General features: G+C 64.5%; 8 protein-coding genes. 3 read left to right on the top strand and 5 right to left on the bottom strand.

Annotated elements, in window-relative coordinates:
• Positions 1-6 precede the first annotated feature (6 nt).
• Positions 7-9,621, bottom strand: coding sequence for an amino acid adenylation domain-containing protein (locus AC1D75_RS09170; RefSeq protein ID WP_495514950.1), 9,615 nt, complete (start codon positions 9,619-9,621; stop codon positions 7-9).
• 1,314 nt (positions 9,622-10,935) lie between these two features.
• Between AC1D75_RS09170 and AC1D75_RS09165 the strand changes: the two genes are divergently transcribed.
• From AC1D75_RS09165 to AC1D75_RS09155, 3 genes are read left to right on the top strand one after another with little or no spacing between them, the layout of a single operon-like run.
• Entirely contained in the window at positions 10,936-11,919 is a 984-nt protein-coding gene (locus tag AC1D75_RS09165; protein WP_495514949.1) for an ATP-binding cassette domain-containing protein, read from the top strand.
• Entirely contained in the window at positions 11,916-12,725 is an 810-nt protein-coding gene (locus AC1D75_RS09160) for an ABC transporter permease (protein ID WP_495514948.1), read from the top strand. Before AC1D75_RS09165 ends, AC1D75_RS09160 begins: the two co-directional genes overlap by 4 nt.
• Positions 12,722-13,855 (top strand): ABC transporter permease, encoded by a 1,134-nt coding sequence (locus tag AC1D75_RS09155; protein WP_495514947.1) that lies wholly within the window; start codon positions 12,722-12,724, stop codon positions 13,853-13,855. The genes AC1D75_RS09160 and AC1D75_RS09155 overlap by 4 nt, the downstream gene beginning before the upstream one ends.
• A 3-nt stretch (positions 13,856-13,858) precedes the next feature.
• Here AC1D75_RS09155 and AC1D75_RS09150 read toward each other — a convergent pair whose 3' ends face one another.
• Genes AC1D75_RS09150 through mftE form a run of 4 tightly spaced genes read right to left on the bottom strand, consistent with a single transcriptional unit; the run spans position 13,859 to position 17,890 of the window.
• Positions 13,859-14,284 carry a PPOX class F420-dependent oxidoreductase gene (locus AC1D75_RS09150; protein WP_495514946.1) on the bottom strand — a complete coding sequence of 142 codons (426 nt, stop codon included), beginning with the start codon at positions 14,282-14,284 and terminating at the stop codon, positions 13,859-13,861.
• 50 nt (positions 14,285-14,334) lie between these two features.
• Complete coding sequence (gene mftG, locus AC1D75_RS09145) at positions 14,335-15,675, bottom strand: mycofactocin system GMC family oxidoreductase MftG (protein WP_495514945.1); 1,341 nt, start codon at positions 15,673-15,675, stop codon at positions 14,335-14,337.
• Positions 15,672-17,162, bottom strand: coding sequence for a mycofactocin biosynthesis glycosyltransferase MftF (gene mftF / locus AC1D75_RS09140; protein ID WP_495514944.1), 1,491 nt, complete (start codon positions 17,160-17,162; stop codon positions 15,672-15,674). Before mftF ends, mftG begins: the two co-directional genes overlap by 4 nt.
• The gene (gene mftE, locus AC1D75_RS09135; protein ID WP_495514943.1) at positions 17,159-17,890 is read right to left on the bottom strand and encodes a mycofactocin biosynthesis peptidyl-dipeptidase MftE; all 732 of its coding nucleotides are present in this window, start codon (positions 17,888-17,890) and stop codon (positions 17,159-17,161) included. Before mftE ends, mftF begins: the two co-directional genes overlap by 4 nt.
• Positions 17,891-17,981: the final 91 nt, after the last annotated feature.

The following is a 17,981-nucleotide window of genomic DNA, read 5'->3' as shown; positions in this document are numbered from 1 at the left end:
GTTCGATCAGGCGATTCGGACGGGGTTCGACGACATCCTTGCCACCATCTGCGCTGCTGACGCGACGTCGGCGACGAGGTTGTCGACGATCTCCTCGAGATCGGGTCCGGTGCCGGGCAGGAGCAGATCCGGTGCCAGTCCGGACAACGCCGTCATCACCACTGCGTCGATGCCGATTCCGCTCGGGGCCAGCGATTCCTGCAGGATCGACAGCCGGTCGTGCAGATCCCTGAACGTCACCTCGGTCGACCCGGATCGCAGGGCAGGCCGGTCGGGATCCTCGCCGGCGACCAGCGCCACCATCCCCGGCAGGTCGGCGACCGTCGTCGGCTCCACCAGCGAATCACGCAGACTCTCGGGTTGCGCTGCGGCAGACCAGATGTCGATGTCTCCCACCACGGCACGCGGATCGGTGGCGACCGCTTCGAGGATCCGGATCAATTGGTCCGCGAATCGCACGATCGTGCTCCGGTCGAACAGGTCGGTCGCGTACACGAACGACGCGTTCAGCGGACCGACAACACTGCCGTCCTCGCGGTTGTCCGCGAAAGTCAACTTCAGATCCATTTTCGCCGGCACGACTCCCCAGTCGTACTCACCGACGGTCAGGCCGGGCAGCAACAGCCCGGACACGGCTGGATTCTCCATCGCGAGCATCACCTGCGCAAGCGGTGAAAAAGCCTCACTGCGAACCGGTTTGAGCTGGTCGACCACCGAGTCGAACGGCACGTCGGCATGGGCGTACGCCTCGAGGTCGGTCTTCTGGGCAGCATGCAGCAGATCGATGAACTCCGCGCCGGGATCGGCGTCGACCCGCAGGACCACGGTGTTGACGAACATCCCGATGAGGTCGTCGAGCGCCTCTTCACCACGCCCGGCGACTGGGGTTGCGATGGCGATGTCATCGCGTCCGCTCAATCGCGACAACAGGGCGGAGAACGCGGCGTGCATGACCATGAACAGGGTGGCTCCATGACCGGCCGCGATGTGATTGAGCCTGGAGACCAACTGTTCGTCGATCTCGAAGTCCACCCGGGCGCCGCGCATCGACTGTTGCGGCGGACGCGGGCGATCGGCAGGTAGTTCGAGGAGTTCGGGCATGCCGTGCAACGCGCGCTCCCAGTACGACAGCTCGCGTCCGGCCACCGTGGCCGGATTGTCGGCGTCACCGAGCAGATCCCGCTTCCACAGCGTGTAATCGGCGTACTGCACCGCGAGTGGCTGCCAGGCCGGCGCCGCTCCGTGCGAGCGAGCGACATACGCGACCATCAGGTCACGTGCGAGTGGACCCATCGACTCACCGTCGGCACTGATGTGATGGGCCACAACCGCCAGCACGTGATGATCATCGGACACCCGGAGGAGTCGCATCCGCAGTGGGGGTGCGACCGTCACATCGAATCCCTGTGCTGCAAAGGCGATGAGCTCGGCATCGAGTTGTTCGACGTCGACCGGGATCGGATCGAGGGAGACGTCGAACTCCGACGGTGCCAGGACAACCTGCCCCGGTACGCCATCACGCTCCGGGTAGTGGGTACGCAACGATTCGTGACGGCCGATCACATCGCGGGCCGCGTGTTCCAGTGCTTCGACATCCAGTTGCCCCTGCAACCTCAGCGCACCTGCGATGTTGTATGCGGGAGAGCTCTTGTCGAGGCGGTTGATGAGCCAGATACGTTGTTGGGCAAGTGACAACGGCAAGAACTCAGGACGCGGCATCGCCGTCAGCTCCGGACGGGAACCAGCATCCGGCGCCGCTGCGAGACGGGCGGCGAGCGCTGCGGGTGACGGCGCCTCGAAGAGGTCGCGTACCCCGAGCTGACGTCCGGTGGCCGCGGTGACACGGGCGACCGCGCGCGTCGCCGACAAGGAATCACCGCCGAGACGGAAGAACGACTCGACTGCGGACACCCGCTCGATCGAGAGGACGTCGGCGAACACCTGGGCGATCGCAATCTCCTCCGGTGTGGACGGGGCGACGTATATCGCCTCCGCGGAATCGCCGAAGTCGGGTTCGGGCAATGCCGCGCGATCCACCTTGCCGTTGACGGTCAGCGGAACCGTATCAAGCAGCATGATGCTCGACGGAACCATGTGAGCCGGAAGTGTTTGTGCGACAAATGTTGTCAGTTCGCCGGTGGTCACAGAGGCCCCCGGAACGAGAACGATGTATGAGACCAGGGCCGTGGGTCCCGAAGGCCCCTCACGTCCGACCGTGGTCACGAACTCGACTGATTCGTGGGCTGCCAGAGCCACGTCGATCTCGCCGAGCTCGATGCGGAATCCACGCACCTTGACCTGGAAATCGCTGCGTCCGACGTATTCGATCTGCAGGCGCGGAACCTCTCCGGCGCCGGCGCGATCAACCCACCGCACCACATCACCGGTGCGGTACATCCGGCCACCCGGGTTGTTCGGATCGGCGACGAACCGTCCCGCGGTCAGCCCGGGTTTACCGTGGTAACCACGCGCCAAACCTGCACCGGCTACGTACAATTCACCTTCAGCGCCCACCGGCACCGGCCGCAGCCAGTTGTCGAGCACCACTTCGGTGACACCCCCGATCGGGCCGCCGACGGTAACCGGCGAATCGTCCACCGTCAGCTGCTCGCTGACATTGGTGGCCACCGTTGCCTCGGTGGGTCCGTAGGCGTTGAACATCGCCCGTCCCACGCCCCACCGGGCCACCAGATCGGCGCCGCACGCGTCGCCGCCGACGATCACCGTGCGCAGCTGTGGCAAACCTTCGGGATCAACCGTGGCCAGGGCGGCAGGCGTGACAAAGGCGTGCGTGATCTCCTCACCGGCCAGGAGGTGGTGCAGTTCTTCACCGCCGTAGACGGTTTGGTCGGCGATCACCATCGTCGACGACGCCGCGGTCGCGAGGAACAATTCCAGAATCGAGGCGTCGAAACTCGGAGACGAGAAGTGCAGGGTGCGTGACGACGCGGTCAGCCCGTAACGCACGCGTTGGTCATTGACGAAGTTCGTCAGACCGGCATGCGTCACCACCACACCCTTGGGCACGCCGGTCGAACCCGAGGTATAGATCATGTAGGCCGCCTGATGCGGCAGAACCGGTCGACGGGTGATCGGCCCGATCTGGGACGTGCGGGGCATCGCACACCGCTCGCGGAGTGCGGGGCGATCGAGTTCCAGCCACGTCACATTCTCCGGCAGCGCTGCGACATGAGCGGATGTCGTCAGCCCGATCGTCGCACCGGAGTCGCTGATCATGTGCGCAACGCGATCGGCCGGGTAGCCCGGATCGACCGGTACGAAGGCCGCGCCCGCCTTGGCAACCGCCCACTGGGCGACCTGCGATTCGACCGATCGGCCGACGGCGATTGCGACGAAGTTGTCGGGGCCGACTCCTTCGCTGAGCAGCACCCGCGCCAGCGAACTGGACAGCTGATCGAGCTCTCGGTAGCTGACGATCCGGTCGGCAGCCACAAGGGCAGTGGCATCCGGGGCGTTCCGGGCCGCGGTCCGGAGTAGGTCCGGCAAGGTCGTGACCGGTTCGGCAGCACTTCCGCGCACCGGCATCAGCAGCCGCTGCTCCGCTTCGCCGATCACCGGGAGCTGCGCGATCCGACGCTCGTGGTCCGCGGTGAACCCCTTGATCACCGACAGCATCCGGTCGGCGAGGTCCGCAACGACCGCCGCATCGAGCCCGGACGACAGGTACTTGAACTTGAGCTCGAGCCGCTCGCCCGGTATGCCCACCACGGAGAGCGGGTAGTGCGAACCGTCCCGCACGCCCACGCCCCGCAGCTGCATGCCCGCGATGTCGGTGTCCTCGGACAGCCCCTGCTTGTCGATCGGGTACGACTCGAGCACCAGCAGTGAATCGAACAGGTTTCCGCCGCCAGCGGTGGCCATCACCTCGTTGAGAGCCAGGTGCTGATGGTCCAGCATTGTGCTCTGCTCGCGCTGCAGCCTGGTCAGGAGGTCGGCAACGGACTCGTCGGGTTCCAGTCGGACCCTGACCGGCAAGGTGTTGATGAACAGGCCGACCATCGTGTCGACCCCACTGAGTTCTGCGGGCCTGCCGGACACGGTCGACCCGAACACCACATCCTGCCGACCGGTTTTGGACGCCAGCACCATTGCCCAGGCCGCCTGCAGAACCGTGTTGACGGTGATGTCCAGCGCCCGCGTCATCGACCGAAGGGCCCCGTCCAATTCGGGGTTCAGCGTTCGGGTCATGTCGATCGGCACGTCGGAGCCGTCCGGTTCGAAGCGCTCGACGAGCATCGTCGGTTCCGATCCCTGGAGCGCTTCCGCCCACCGGCGCGTGGCCTCTTCCTTGTCACGCGTCTGCAACCAGCCGAGGAAATCACCGTAGGAGCGGACCCGTGGCAGCGCATCGGCCGAACCGATCGCGTACATCGTGAGCAGATCGCGGATCAGCAGTGGTGTCGACCATCCGTCAGCGATGACGTGATGGTTGGTGATCGCCAGGACCCAATGGCCCTCGTCTTGCCGGATCAGATGCATCCGAGACAGCGGAGCGGACGCGAGATCGAACCTCTCAGCGCGTTCGGCGTCGAGCAGCCCCTCGCGTGCCCCGGCCCGATCCGTAGGCGCGAGGGTGCTCAGATCAGTGAAACGCCAGGGCAATTCGACCTCGCGGCGCACCAACTGGATGACCTCTCCGGTGCCGGCGTCCTGGGTGATCGCCGTGCGCAACACGTCATGTCGCGCCAGCAGCCCCTCACCGGCGGCCCGCATCCGATCCGGGTCGACGATGCCCTCGAGTTCGAGCACGATCTGTGCCGTGTACATATCGCCGCCGTCAGCCAACAGGGAGTGAAAGTACATCCCCTGTTGCAACGGCGACAGCGGCCAGACATCGGTCAGTCCCGGGTAGTTGTCCTCCAGGGCGCCGATCTGGCGTTGGTCCAACTCGACCAGTGGCAGGTCGGACGGCGTGAGTCCACCACTTCCGGTGTCGCCTGCGTGGTGCGAAAGCGCTGTCATCGCCTCGACCCACAGCGCGCCGATCTCCAGTGCATCTGATTCCGACAGGACTCCGGTGGCATAGGAGAGCGAAGCCACCAGTCGTGCGGCGGCTCCATCACCCTCCACACCGGCGTTGATCTCCAGCGGAGCCGTCAACGGCGCGTCCGGATCCACGGTCGCCATGAACCCGCAGGTCCCCACGCTTTCCTCCGGCATCCAGGCCACCGCACCGGAGTCCGTTCCGGTACCGCCGACCGCTCGGCGACCGAGGTAGTTGAAGATCAGGTGTGGTTCGGTGCCACCCGACAACTGTTGGCGCCCATCGGCATCGAGATAGCGCAGGATGCCGTAACCGACACCGCCGTCCGGGATCTCGAGTAGTTGTTCTTTAACCGCCTTGATCGCTCGGGCGGCATCGGGGCCGCCGCGCAGCGCGTCGTCGAGGTCCGTGGCCAAGGGCAAGGTCAGTTGGACCGGGAACAAGCTGGTGAACCAGCCGACCGTGCGCGAGAGGTCGGCGCCGGCGACTATGTCGTCGTCGCGACCGTGACCCTCGAGAGCGACCAGGACCGAGTCCGAATCGTCGCCGCGCAACTGCCGCCAGCGGCTGACCGCGAGCAGCAACGCCGTCAGCAATCCGTCGTTGACACCACCGCGGAATGCAGCGGGGAGGCGGGTGAGCATCGCGCCGGTGACATCTGCGGGAACCGTCACCTGAACTGTCGCCGCTGTCGCCGCCTTGTCGACGTCCGAGTTCAGCGGCCGCGATCCCAAAGGCTCCTGCGGCGAGTGGACTGTTCGAAGCCACAGCGGCATTTCGTCGCGGCGGCCACCGGCTGCCGCGATCTCTGTGGTCGCGTGCGACCATCTGCGCAGCGACGTCCCCACCGGTTCGAGCGAAACCGGAAGCCCGGCAGCACTTTGCGACCAGGCGATCGCCAGATCTGGCAGCAGTACCCGCCACGAAACTCCGTCCACCACAAGGTGGTGTGCAACGAGGAGCAGTAGACCGCCGGTACCACTCGAGCCCGGCAGATGTACTGCCTGGAACATCACTCCCCGACCCGGATCCAGCCGCTTTGCGGCCAGTTCGAGCTCGGCGGCGATGAGAACGCCGGAGGTGGTGTGGTCATCGACGACGACGCTCAGTACATCGCGCGCATCGACGGCGCCGCGCTCGCGGCCGTGCATCCGCCATTGACCATCGACCTCGATCAGGCGGGAACGAAGTGCATCATGATGATCGATGATCGCCTGCAAGGCCGGTTCCAGGCTTTCGGTGCGCAGGTCTTCGGGCAATCTGATCGCCGTCGCCTGTGAGCGCCGCGTCCAGTGTTGCTGCTCGATCATCCAGTGTCCGATGGGTAGCAGCGGCAGATCGCCGACGCCGCCGCCGGGTAGTTCTTCGAGCACCTCCACCACATAATCCGTTGCTGCTCGCTGGGCGATCAGATCAGCCAGTCCGGCAACAGTTTTGCAGTCGAAAACATCACGGGTGGTCAGGGCGACACCGGCCTCCCGCGCTTGGGAGACCAACTGGATCGACATGATGCTGTCGCCACCCAGGACAAAGAAGCTGTCGGCGGTACTGACTCGCGCCAACCCGAGTACGTCACCGAAAACGCCTGCGATGGTCTCTTCGAGTTGCGTGGACGGGGCAACGAAGGTGGTCGAGCGCACACCGAAGTCGGGCTCCGGCAACGCCTTTCGATCGACTTTCCCGTTGCCACTGAGCGGCATCGCATCGAGCACCACCACCGCCGCCGGAACCATGTAGCCGGGCAGGGTCTCGGCCAGGTATTCGATCACCGCCCATCGATCGGGGTCGGTGCCCTCGGTGGCCACCACATAGCCGATCAATCGGGTGCTCGGGCCACTCGTGTCGATGGTCACCACCGCTTGAGCCACATCGTGGTGCGACAGCAATGCGGACTCGATGTCGCCCAGCTCGATCCGCAAACCGCGAATCTTGACCTGGTGATCGGCACGACCGAGATAGCGCAGCTCGCCCTGCCGATCCCAGCTGACGACATCGCCGGTTCGATACATGCGCTCGCCGGATCCGTAGGGGTTGGCGACGAAGCTCGCAGCCGTCGCCCCGAATCGATTCGCGTATCCCCGTCCCACGCCGACGCCGGCGAGGTAGAGCTCACCGGGCACCCCTTGCGGTACCGGGCGCAAGCGCGAATCCAGCACATAGAGCGAGATGTTGTCGACAGGACCACCGATCGGTACCGCTCTGGCGGCATAGGCGTCAGGTGCGGAGTCCATCTGGTGGAACGAGACCACATCCGAGAATTCCGTCGGCCCGTAGCTGTTGTAGATCGCCGTGCCTGCTGCCAGATGCTCACGCACCTGATCCGGCCGCACCGGCTCGCCACCGAGTACCAGAGATTTCACCGACGTGGTCACCTTCGTCGGATCATGTTCGGAGAGAACGGCAAACGCGCTCGGCGCCATGTTCAGCACGTCGTCGGCACCACCACTGATGCGGGCCAGGATGTCTTCCGGATCGAATCCGTCATTCGCCAGACTGATCGTCGCACCGTCCGCCAGCGCGGCCCAGATGTTCTTCTGGGTGAGGTCGAAGCTCTGCGACGAGGCAACCAGCACGCCGTCTCCGTCACCGAGTGACATCGTTCGCCGGTACCAGCCGAGCGTGTTGGCAACCCCGACCATCGGCACCAGCACCGGCTTGGGACGCCCGGTGGAACCCGACGTCGAGATGACGTACGCCAGACGCGCGCCGGCACCGGGCTCCGTCCACCGATCCGATGGCGTCGCGGAGTCGCGCCGGGCGATGCTGGCAGCACACTGCGGGTCGTCGAGCACGATGATGTGGCTGTTCGCGGCGGCAGGTGCTGCCGCGTCCATCCACGATGCGGTGGTGACCACAACCCTGCTGTGGCAATCGTCGAGAATCGCCGATACCCGGTTGCGCGGGGCATCGGGGTCGATGGGTGCGTAGGCGGCGCCGGCTTTCCACGCGGCCAACATCGACACGACCCAGTCCGAACCACGCGGCAAGATCAGGCCGACGACATCGTCGGGCCCGATTCCACGCGAGATCAATTCTTTGGCGAGTTTGTTCGCACGCTCATCGAGCTCGGCGCGCGACAGGCCGGCTCCGGCACCGACCACTGCGACGCGGTCGGGTCCGGCGCAGACCTGCTGATTCCACGGTCTGAGCGGACTCGGATCGACCACGACGGCCGAGCCCGTGCCGGACTCCAGGATCCGCCCGGTCTCGGCCTCGTCGAGCAGCTCGAGATCGCTGACCGCCGCATCGTCCCCCGCTTCGAGGTACCGGTGCAGAAAGGCCAGGAAACGCCTGTGGTGATCGGCCAGTTCGTCAGCGTCGTAGAGATTCGGGTTCGCCTCGAAATCGATTCGCAGATTGTCCGATTCGCCCGTATAGATGTTCAGCGACAGATCCAGAACCGGGCCGGTACTGAGTACCTGAGTGGTACCGGTTGCCGTTCCCAGCTCCACCGTCGGCGAGAACATCATGATGTTGACCGCCGGACCGAAACGTCCGTGTTCACCGGCGATACCGATGTCCCGGCGCATGTCCTCGTGCCGATACAGCTGGTGGCGCAGAGCGCCGGTCAACTCGGTCTGTGCCGCCTTTCGCAGCTGGCCGACCGAACGGTCGAGCGCCACCCCGAGGCGGAGCGGAACGATGTTGGAAACCATACCGCCGCAACGCCGTAGCGCGGCGGTGTGGCGGGCCGAGACAGGGAGACTGAGGACGACGTCGTCTGCTTCGCACATCCGGGACAGGTACCCGGCGAACGCTGCGACGACCACCGGCGCCGCACCGCCGACCGACTCGGCCGAGCGCGAGAGCAGCTGCGCGGTCTCGGTGTCCAATTCGGTGGACGCCACGAGCGAATAGGGGCCGGGGGCGGCGACCTTCGGACTGAGCGACAGCGCGGCCGGGAGCCCGGCCGTGCGCTCAGACCAGTACTCACGATCCATTGCGAACCGCGTCGATTCCCGATATTTCTGCTCATTGGCAACGATCTGCGGAAGATCGGGCGCCTTACCCGGTGACGGGCTCTGCCCCTCCGCCATTGCGCTGTAGACGTCGGCGACCTGACGCAAACCGGTCATCGCGGAGAATCCATCCGCGGCGATGTGGTGACTGCGCATGTACCAGAAGAACCTGTCGGTGCCGACCTTCAAGAGTGCGGAGACGGCGAGGCGGTCGGTGAACAGGGCGACCGGACGACCGTAGTCAGCACGCATCCAGGCCATGGCCGCCGCGCGGGGATCGGACTCTCCGACGAAGTCCACGAATTCGATCGTGTCATCGAAGCGGCGGTCCACCACCTGCATCGGAAGGCCATCGGTTTCGATGAGTTTGAGATACCCCGAGGCTGTCTCGTGAGCAACGGCCCGGGTTGCCTCGGTCAGCAGTCCCAGATCGACCGGACCTGACAGATCCACAAAAAGCGCAATGTTGATCGGGGTGTCCCCCAGAGCGTGCTGGGCGAACCATATTCCGCGTTGCGCAGCAGAAATTGGAAACGCACTGTCGCGAAGATCGCGCTGTGAACCTGTAACTGCACCAGTCACACCCACCGCTGCTCCGATCCCGGTCCAGATGTCCATGACGTCATCGCAGAACACTCCCCCGATCTTTTCCGACAAAACTCACGAGAATGAAATGGTATCCAAACCCACTGGCCCATCCGGCCGGTTGCAGGCGGGTTAGGTTGAAGGGACGACAATTCATTCTCCGGATCACCAAAGAATGCCTCTTGCAATATCTCCCCTGCTCCCCCAGGCGTTACACACCTATTCGGCAACATGGCCGAACAGCTTCATAATGCCCTTATCGAACCGAGACCCGAAATGGTTACGACACTCGCGCGGTCTCATCGCCCAACCTCCGTCCTCTGCGGGCAATGGTCAGTCAATCGACTGATTTGCCATCGTTCCGGTGGATATCAGGACCGATCACGATCTCGCCGAATCGGCCGTGCCAGACGTTCGCAGCCGCGCCCGGTTTCCGATTGGTACTCGTATCCCTGCGCAGTCGGCGGCGAATGCAGTAACCGTATCGCCGCAGGTCGCCGGGAACACGAGTAGGCGGGTACCCGAAAGTCCCAGTCCCTGAACACCGCGATGCGAGTAGGACTTTCACGCGATGAGTACGTCGCGGACCCCACGCGTCGACCGCCCCGACCCGACTCCTGACAGTGCGGCTGAAACGGACATTTCGCACGAATCGTCCGAATCCGACACATCACCCGAAGTCCTGCACTAACCTTGATGACCGTATGCGGACGTGGAAATACGTCACCACGCCTGCGTATTTCTTTGCTTCTTTCCGCTACGATCAAGTCCCGTCCGGCGCATCCCCGCGTTGGCGAAAATCTGGATCATCGGATGCGCACCGATTCGGTGGCGGTCGTGAGTGAATTCGCTTTTGTCGTCACCCTGGGCCCGCTATTTTTTGCATGAAACACGCTGCAGACGCAAGATAAAACTTACCTAAAGCAATTAAAAGCTCTGCTAAACATTAGTTGTAACAACGACACCTCCGGCACGATGAATAGGACAGCCGACCGGCATGGTAATTGTGGAATCGAAAGAGGGCGGGCAGCAGAGCATGGCAGAACCGACCTGGCGATGACCGTCGGCGACGAAGAAGCCCCGACAGCTCGCGCGACGCAAACTAGAACGGACTGGACAATGCAGGTGCAGGCGCAACCTGATACGGCTGACTCGGACGTCGACCCACAGGCCCACGTGACCGGCGCGCGCCACCGGGCGCCCGAATCGCTTCCGGGTGCACCGGCCCCGGCCGAGGGCGCACAGGCCGGTGAAACACAGACCAGTGACACACCGGCCCCTCACCCACAGGACGGCGGAACCGGGCACCCTGCCGATCACACCGATACGGACAGCGCATCTGGTGACCGGCCAGAAGCATCAACACCTGCACCAGCACCAACATCGGTGCCGGCACCAAACCTTGCCGGCGACGATGCGGTCGTGGTCGAAGGATTGGTCAAACGGTTCGGCGACTTCACGGCTGTCGACGGCATCAGTTTTCGGGTCGCGCGCGGTCAGGTCCTCGGGCTCCTCGGCCCGAACGGCGCGGGCAAGACCACCATGGTCAACATGTTGTGCACACTCCTGCGTCCCGACGGCGGTCAAGCGTTCGTCGCCGGCCATGACATCGCCAAAGACCGTGCAGCCGTTCGCAAATCGATCATGCTGACCGGCCAGTTCGCCGCCTTGGACGAATCCTTGTCCGGCCGTGAGAATCTCGTCCTGTTCGGCAGGCTGATGGGCCTGACCAAAAAGGCGGCGACCCAGCGTGCCGACGAACTGCTGGTCGCATTCGACCTGGAGGTCGCAGGCTCCCGGCGCGTCGGTAAGTTCTCCGGCGGAATGCGCCGCCGAATCGACATCGCCTGCGGCCTGGTGGTTCGACCGGAGGTGGTCTTCCTCGATGAGCCGACCACCGGGCTCGACCCCCGGAGCCGACAGGAGGTCTGGAAGATCGTCAGTGCCCTGCGCGAACAAGGCATCACCACCGTTCTGACCACCCAGTATCTCGAGGAAGCAGATCTGCTGAGCGACAACATCATTGTCATCGACAAAGGCAAGGTGATCGCCGAGGGTACCGCCGCCGAACTGAAGGAACAGGTCGCCGGAACATTCTGCGAGATCCTCCCCGAACTGCCCGCCGATCTACCGCGCATCCGCGAGTTGCTCACCGGCCTCGTGGCAGATGATGCGATCCGGGCCGACGCGGCCGGGAGCTCGCTCATCGTTCCGGCGCCCCAGGGGGCAGCAACGCTCGTCGAGATCGTCCGCCGCACCGACGAAGCCAACATCACGCTGACCGACATCGGTCTACGCAGGCCCTCTCTCGACGACGTGTTCCTGACACTGACCGAACACTCGCACGTTCAGCAGGATGACAAACCGTGAGTACCGTCATCAATCCCGGCACCCTCGATTCGGCGCGCCCACCGATATACCCGATCCGCCAGTGGCTCGCACTGAATCGGAGGTTCCTGACCACGATGTGGCGCCACGGCGAGTTCGCGCTGTGCGTCCTGGCGCCGGTACTCCTGACACTCTGCTTTTTTGTGCCCCTGAACAAGGTCATGGGCCTGTACGCGGGCATCGACTACGCCCAGTTCCTCATGCCCATCATCTGTCTGCAGTCGACGAGCTTCGTGGCAACCTCAGCGGCAATGCGTTCGGCCAACGACCTCACGATCGGTGTGACCACCCGCCTGCGAACGGTGCCCATCAGCCCGATGGTCTCGCCACTCTCACGACTCGGCGCGAACACTGTTCTGCTCGTCGTCTCCCTGACGTCGGCGATGATCTCGGGACTGGTCATCGGATGGCGGGCACACCACGGACCGTGGTATCTGCTCGGATTCCTGGCGGTCGCTTTTGTGGTCGGTGTGGTCTTCGCCTTCGGGGCCGACGTGATCGGAACGCTGGCTGGCAACCCGGAATCAACGAGCCAAGCGATGACACTGCCCACGCTCATCCTCGGCATGTTGTCGACCGGATTCGTTCCCGAGTCCCAGTTCCCGGAGTGGATACAACCGTTCGCCCGCAATCAGCCTGTCTCTCAATTCGCCGCTCTGATGCGACAATTCGACGAGGGTGCGGTGACAATCGGACAGGTGATCCCAGCGGTGTGCTGGGCTGCCGGGCTGGTCGCACTCGCAGTCTCCGGGATCGTGCTCGCGGCCTTCCGGACCTCACGCGCATGACAACAACCGAGAACACGACGTCGGAGTCGACAACCCCACGGCATCGGGCCGCGAGTGCAGATCAGCAGAATCATTGGTGGCGGGCCCATCTGGACCCGGAGCGCGCGCGAACAAGGCGGGCGGTCGACAGGGAGGAAGACGAGACGATCAACTTTCCGGGGACCGGGTCGCTGCGCAATGCGGTGGGGCCCTGGGTGAGCGCACGACCGGACCATGCCGACGAGACCGGTGTCGTGGCATCGGAATCCCTCGAGGGTGCCGACCGGCCGCAGTATGCACCGACCGGAGATCGGACCGACGAGCGGTTGGTGGCACTGGCAACCGCATTCCCCGCCGACACCCACGCGCAAGAGACCGGTCTTCGCGCCTACCTGCTGCACACCGCGATCCTCTCGTCCCGGCAGCTCACGGTGTGGACCCGCGACAAGAAGGTCCTCATCCAGAGCATTGTCTTCCCCGCACTGAGCATGATCATGTTCAAAGTGGTACTCGGCGACGCGATCACCGCTGCCACAGGTATCAACAGCGCCTACGGCACCGTCCCTCTCGTGGTCCTTGTCGGTGCGATGTTCGGGTCCCTCATCGCCGGCATCAGACTTCGACGTGAGCAACGTACCGGACTGTTGACCCGCCTCTACGTCCTGCCGGTTCACAAGGCAGCCGACCTGAGCGCGCGTCTCATCTCAGAACTGTCCCGGATCCTCATCGCCACAATCGCTCTGACCACGTTCGGCATGCTGATCGGGTGGCGTTTCGACCAGGGACTGCTGCCCGCGTTGGGGATCTTTCTCGTGCCCCTGCTCTTCGGTGCCGCATTTTCGACAGTCATGCTGACGGTCGCGATGTCGTCGACCAACCTGCCACTGGTACAACTCATGTCACTGTTCTCGAGCCTGCTGATGTTCTTCAATTCCGGTTTCGCGCCGGTGTACGCCTACCCCGCGTGGATACAACCGATCGTGCGCGAGCAACCGATGACGTGTGCGATCGACAGTATGCGCGCACTCGCACTCGGTGGTCCGGTGGCCGAGAGTCTGACCAAGACCATCCTGTGGGCAGTTCTCGTCATTGCGATCTTCTTCTATCCGGCTGTCCGTGGATTCCGCAGGGCTGCAGCCACCCGCACCTGACGGCTAGGCCGTCATATCGAGCGCTGCAATGACTTTCGTCGGCTCGATCCAGATCACCAGTTCGCCGGGCACACCGTTGCGGTCGCCGAACTCTTTCCCGCGATCGGCACCCATGTAGCGCGACCCGCACGCTGTTGCGATTCGATGCACCTCGCCCAGGTCGTCACTGACATGCGCGATGCCCTGAACCTGGACAAAGGCATAGGGCGGTTCTTGTAGGTCGACACACATCACAACCCGATCGTCGCGGGCAAGCGCCTTGCCCTTTGCCGTATCCACTCCGGTGTTGAATGCCAACCGGTCACCGTCGACCACGAACCAGACCGGGGCCACGAGCGGTCTGCCATCCGAGGCGGTGAAACCGAGGTGACCGGTCTTCGTTCCATCTTCGAGGAACGCCCGGACCGCAGGATCAGAAAGTGAGGTCATCACTTCACGATACCGACGATTGCCCTTCTGATCTCAAATATTCTGTGTACTCACGCAATCTGGTCTGCGATCTGCGCGGCCACCATCATCACCGTTGCATGCGGACCACTCGACCCCGCAGTCGGCAGAATCGACGCATCGAGAACGCGCAACCCGGGGACCGCGCTCACCGCGCCGAGCCAATCGGTGTCGTCACCCATCGGAAGTGTCCCCCACGCATGTTGGGACGTGCGGATCACCGGGTCGGCCACGGCTCCACCCCGGCTTCGATCGGCCAGGCCTGCGAAGCGCGGGCCGTCGAGCATCAGGCGGACGCGCTCGGCCCATGCCGCGAGTTTCTCGGTGTCGGATCGGCTCACCTCACCGAGATCGACAACCAGACCACTCACCAGATCCCACGCGATCGACCCGGGGTTCTCGGGGTGCATCAGGGCAACCCCCATCGCCGGCCCAGTGGCCGGGACCCCGGAGATGAAGTCCGCGAAATCTCCGTTATAGCAGCGCACTTCGATTCCGTCGTCGGTATGCAACACCGATTGCAACAATGCCCGCGCCACCGGCACCGCAGGATCGGCCGCTGTGAACCGGACAAGCATCTCGCGATGCTCCCAGACGCGAACGCGTTGCGTGCCGGAGATGCCGGACCGGGCCAGGAGCGCAGCGGTACCCAATGTTCCTGCGCACAGGATCACCTCGTCGGCGGCGATGACCTGCTCCCCGACCACGACCGCGGTGACGCGATCACCACGGCGCCGCAATCCGATCACCTCGGCGTCGGTGACCAACTGCAGATTGGACCGGCCCTCGATACGCTGCGCGATCGATTCCGCCGCGGTCCATCGCAGATCGCCATCGCGATTGGATCGCACCCGGACCACACCCATATCGGGCCACGGCGCCACAACGTCACCGAAACCCTGGTCATGCCAATGACTCTCAAACGCTCGCGCGTAGTCATGCAACTCGTCGTCACCGAAGGCCGACACATGCATGCTGCCGCCACCGGGACGGCCCCCGTCGAGCCTGTCGTAGGCCGCGGAGATCTCGGATCGCTCCCACGGCCAGCCGGCGAAATCGGATTCGTGCCAGCGCATGAAGTAACCACCGTTGACCGCCGACGAACCACCGAAACCCCGTCCACGTGGCAGATCGAAACCCTGGCGGCTCGGAAAGTGGACCGCACGCCCGGAACCGGCCTCCACCGGCAGTCGATCCAGCCTCAACGAGGCCGCCTCCGGCATGCCGGCACCGGCCTCCAGCCACAGCACCGTGCGTTCGGGATCGCGCGAAAGTCGTTCGGCCACCACACATCCGCTGCTACCGGCACCGACAACGATCACATCCGCGCCACTCGAGGGCAACCGGGATCGCCCCGGCGCAACCACACTCACCCGGCGGCAGCGGGCGCGCCCGGTGAACGCGGCCGGGTGTTGACCGAATCACCGATCTGCGGGTAGAGCGCTTCCATACTGCGCCCGGTCAACGCACCCTGCCAGAGCCCGGTCCCGTAAGCGAGGTCATCGAGACGTTTGAGGACCATGAACCGCCACCAGCCGACCCTGGCGCCAGGGGTGGGGTTGACCAGTTCGAGCCGCACCCACTCGTATGCGGCCTCACCCACCGCAACGGCGAGGAGCAGTGTCCGGAATCGCTTGGACACCAGTGCAAGCAGGAATGACAGCGGCCAGTAGTGCCTGCACATCGCCGACGCCGACTGCAACAATCCGAATCCCACCGATTGGGCGGTCAACTTGGCCGCCATCCGGGCCGCATCCGGCATCGACGACACCCTGCGATGCAGACGTCCGCCCAGCACACCGAACACGACCAATGCCACCAGGACACCCCAGCCGGTACCGGTCACCAGTGCGGCCATTGCCGCGGCCATCGGGACGGTCAAGGCCAGCGGTGCAGCCATGCCGGGGTGACGGCCGGACAGCAATGCTGCGCCGGTCCCGTAGTACCGTTTGCGATCCAGACTCTTCGACAGTCGCTGCCGATGATCGTGAGCCACCGTGGCCACCGGGTCGTACCGCAGCGACCAGCCGCGCTGATGTAGCCGCCAGCACAGATCGACGTCCTCGGCCACTTCCATCGACTCGTCGAAGGCGTCAAAACAGCTGCGCCGCACGACCATCGCGGCGCTCGGAACATAGGGGATCCGCGACCGGGGCGCGATCTGCCCCTCTCGCCAACCCATGTCGAGTGACGAGCACAGCGCCTCGTAGCGCGACATCGCGCCGCCACCCGGGTCGAGCGCGACGATCCGCGGCGCCACCAGCGCCACCTTCGGATCGGAGAAATGGCCGAGCAGCTTGGTCAGCCAGTCGTGTTCGGGAACGACATCCGAGTCGAGGAACGCGACCAGTTCGGTATCGGCCTGCGCAGCACCACGATTGCGGGCCGCGGCGGGCCCCAGACTCTTCTCGTTGCGCAACACCGTCGCGCCGGACGCCGTGATCGGAACTACCGAACCGTCATCCACCACGACGACCCTGTGGCCGTCGAGCACAGTCAACAGCCGATCGATACCGGATTGGTTGTCGCGAACCGGGATCACCACGGTGACAGCGGAATCCGTGGGTCCGAACATCGGCCGGGGATGCCCTACCCCGGCATCGAGGAGTTTACGGGCCAGACTGGAGGTCAGCTGATCGCGCACGGTCAGCCTGCCGTCGGCATCGAGTAGGCCTCCGGCGACCTCGGACAGGTTCAGCAGTCGCACCGGAGAGCCGCCGACGATATGGCGGCGATCGGACGTCACCGTGCAATGGGAGTCGATCTGTACCTGGAAACCGATCGGCGGAAACTGTGCCGCCGGATCCACCGCTGCCGGGACCACATACTCATCGGGGCGGTTGTCTTGCTCCGAGATCACTGCAGCATTCCATTCGCATCGACCTGCCACCGCTCGAGCCCGTCCGAGAGTTTCGCGGCCATCTCGTTCAACATTCGCCTTCCATCGGCCGCAGAGGCGGCCAGGGGGTCTCCGAGTACTCCGTTGTCACTCACCGCCGCGACACCCCCGGTACGCATCGACGCCATGAGCTCCGAGACCGGGGCCACGTTGCCGCGGACCATCTCGCCGGACCGCACGACCAACGGTGAAATATGAAGCAGTAGCGATGTTTCGGTGTGGCCTGCGTGCGCATCGCCGCCGGCCGTGGCGCAGGGAAACCAAGCGACGTCACGTCCTTCCGAACGTAGCTGCGTGACCGCGGAAACCAGGGTCCGACCATTACCACCATGCCCGTTGACGAACAGTAACCGCGGAGACCAACGGCAGGCACTTCGACCGTACTCGACCAGCACCGAATGCAGAACCTCCTGACCGATCGAAATCGTGCCAGGAAAGCCTTCGTGCTCACCGGCGGCGCCATAACTCAGTGGCGGGGCGAGCAAGAGGTCGCGGGCGACGCTCGCCGGGCCATCGACGCTGCCGGGTCGAACTGCCTCCTCCGCCACCGCCACCGCGATCCGGACGTCGGTGTCGAGGGGCAGGTGTGGTCCATGTTGTTCGATGGATCCCAAAGGGACGACAAGAGTTGTTGATCGCTCGTTCAGCTCGGTCCAGCTCTGAAGTCCGAGCTCGCCCGCCGGTGTCATTCCGACCATGTTAGACCGTATCGGGCAACGCCTGAAGGGTTTACCGCCCGAGCAATCGCTCGGTACCTGGTTTACTGGGAAACCGACCGTA

The sequence above is a fragment of the Williamsia sp. Y712 genome (genome assembly GCF_059445525.1).
The sequence above is the reverse complement of the archived record's forward strand: the minus strand, read 5'-3'. Positions and strand labels throughout refer to the sequence as shown.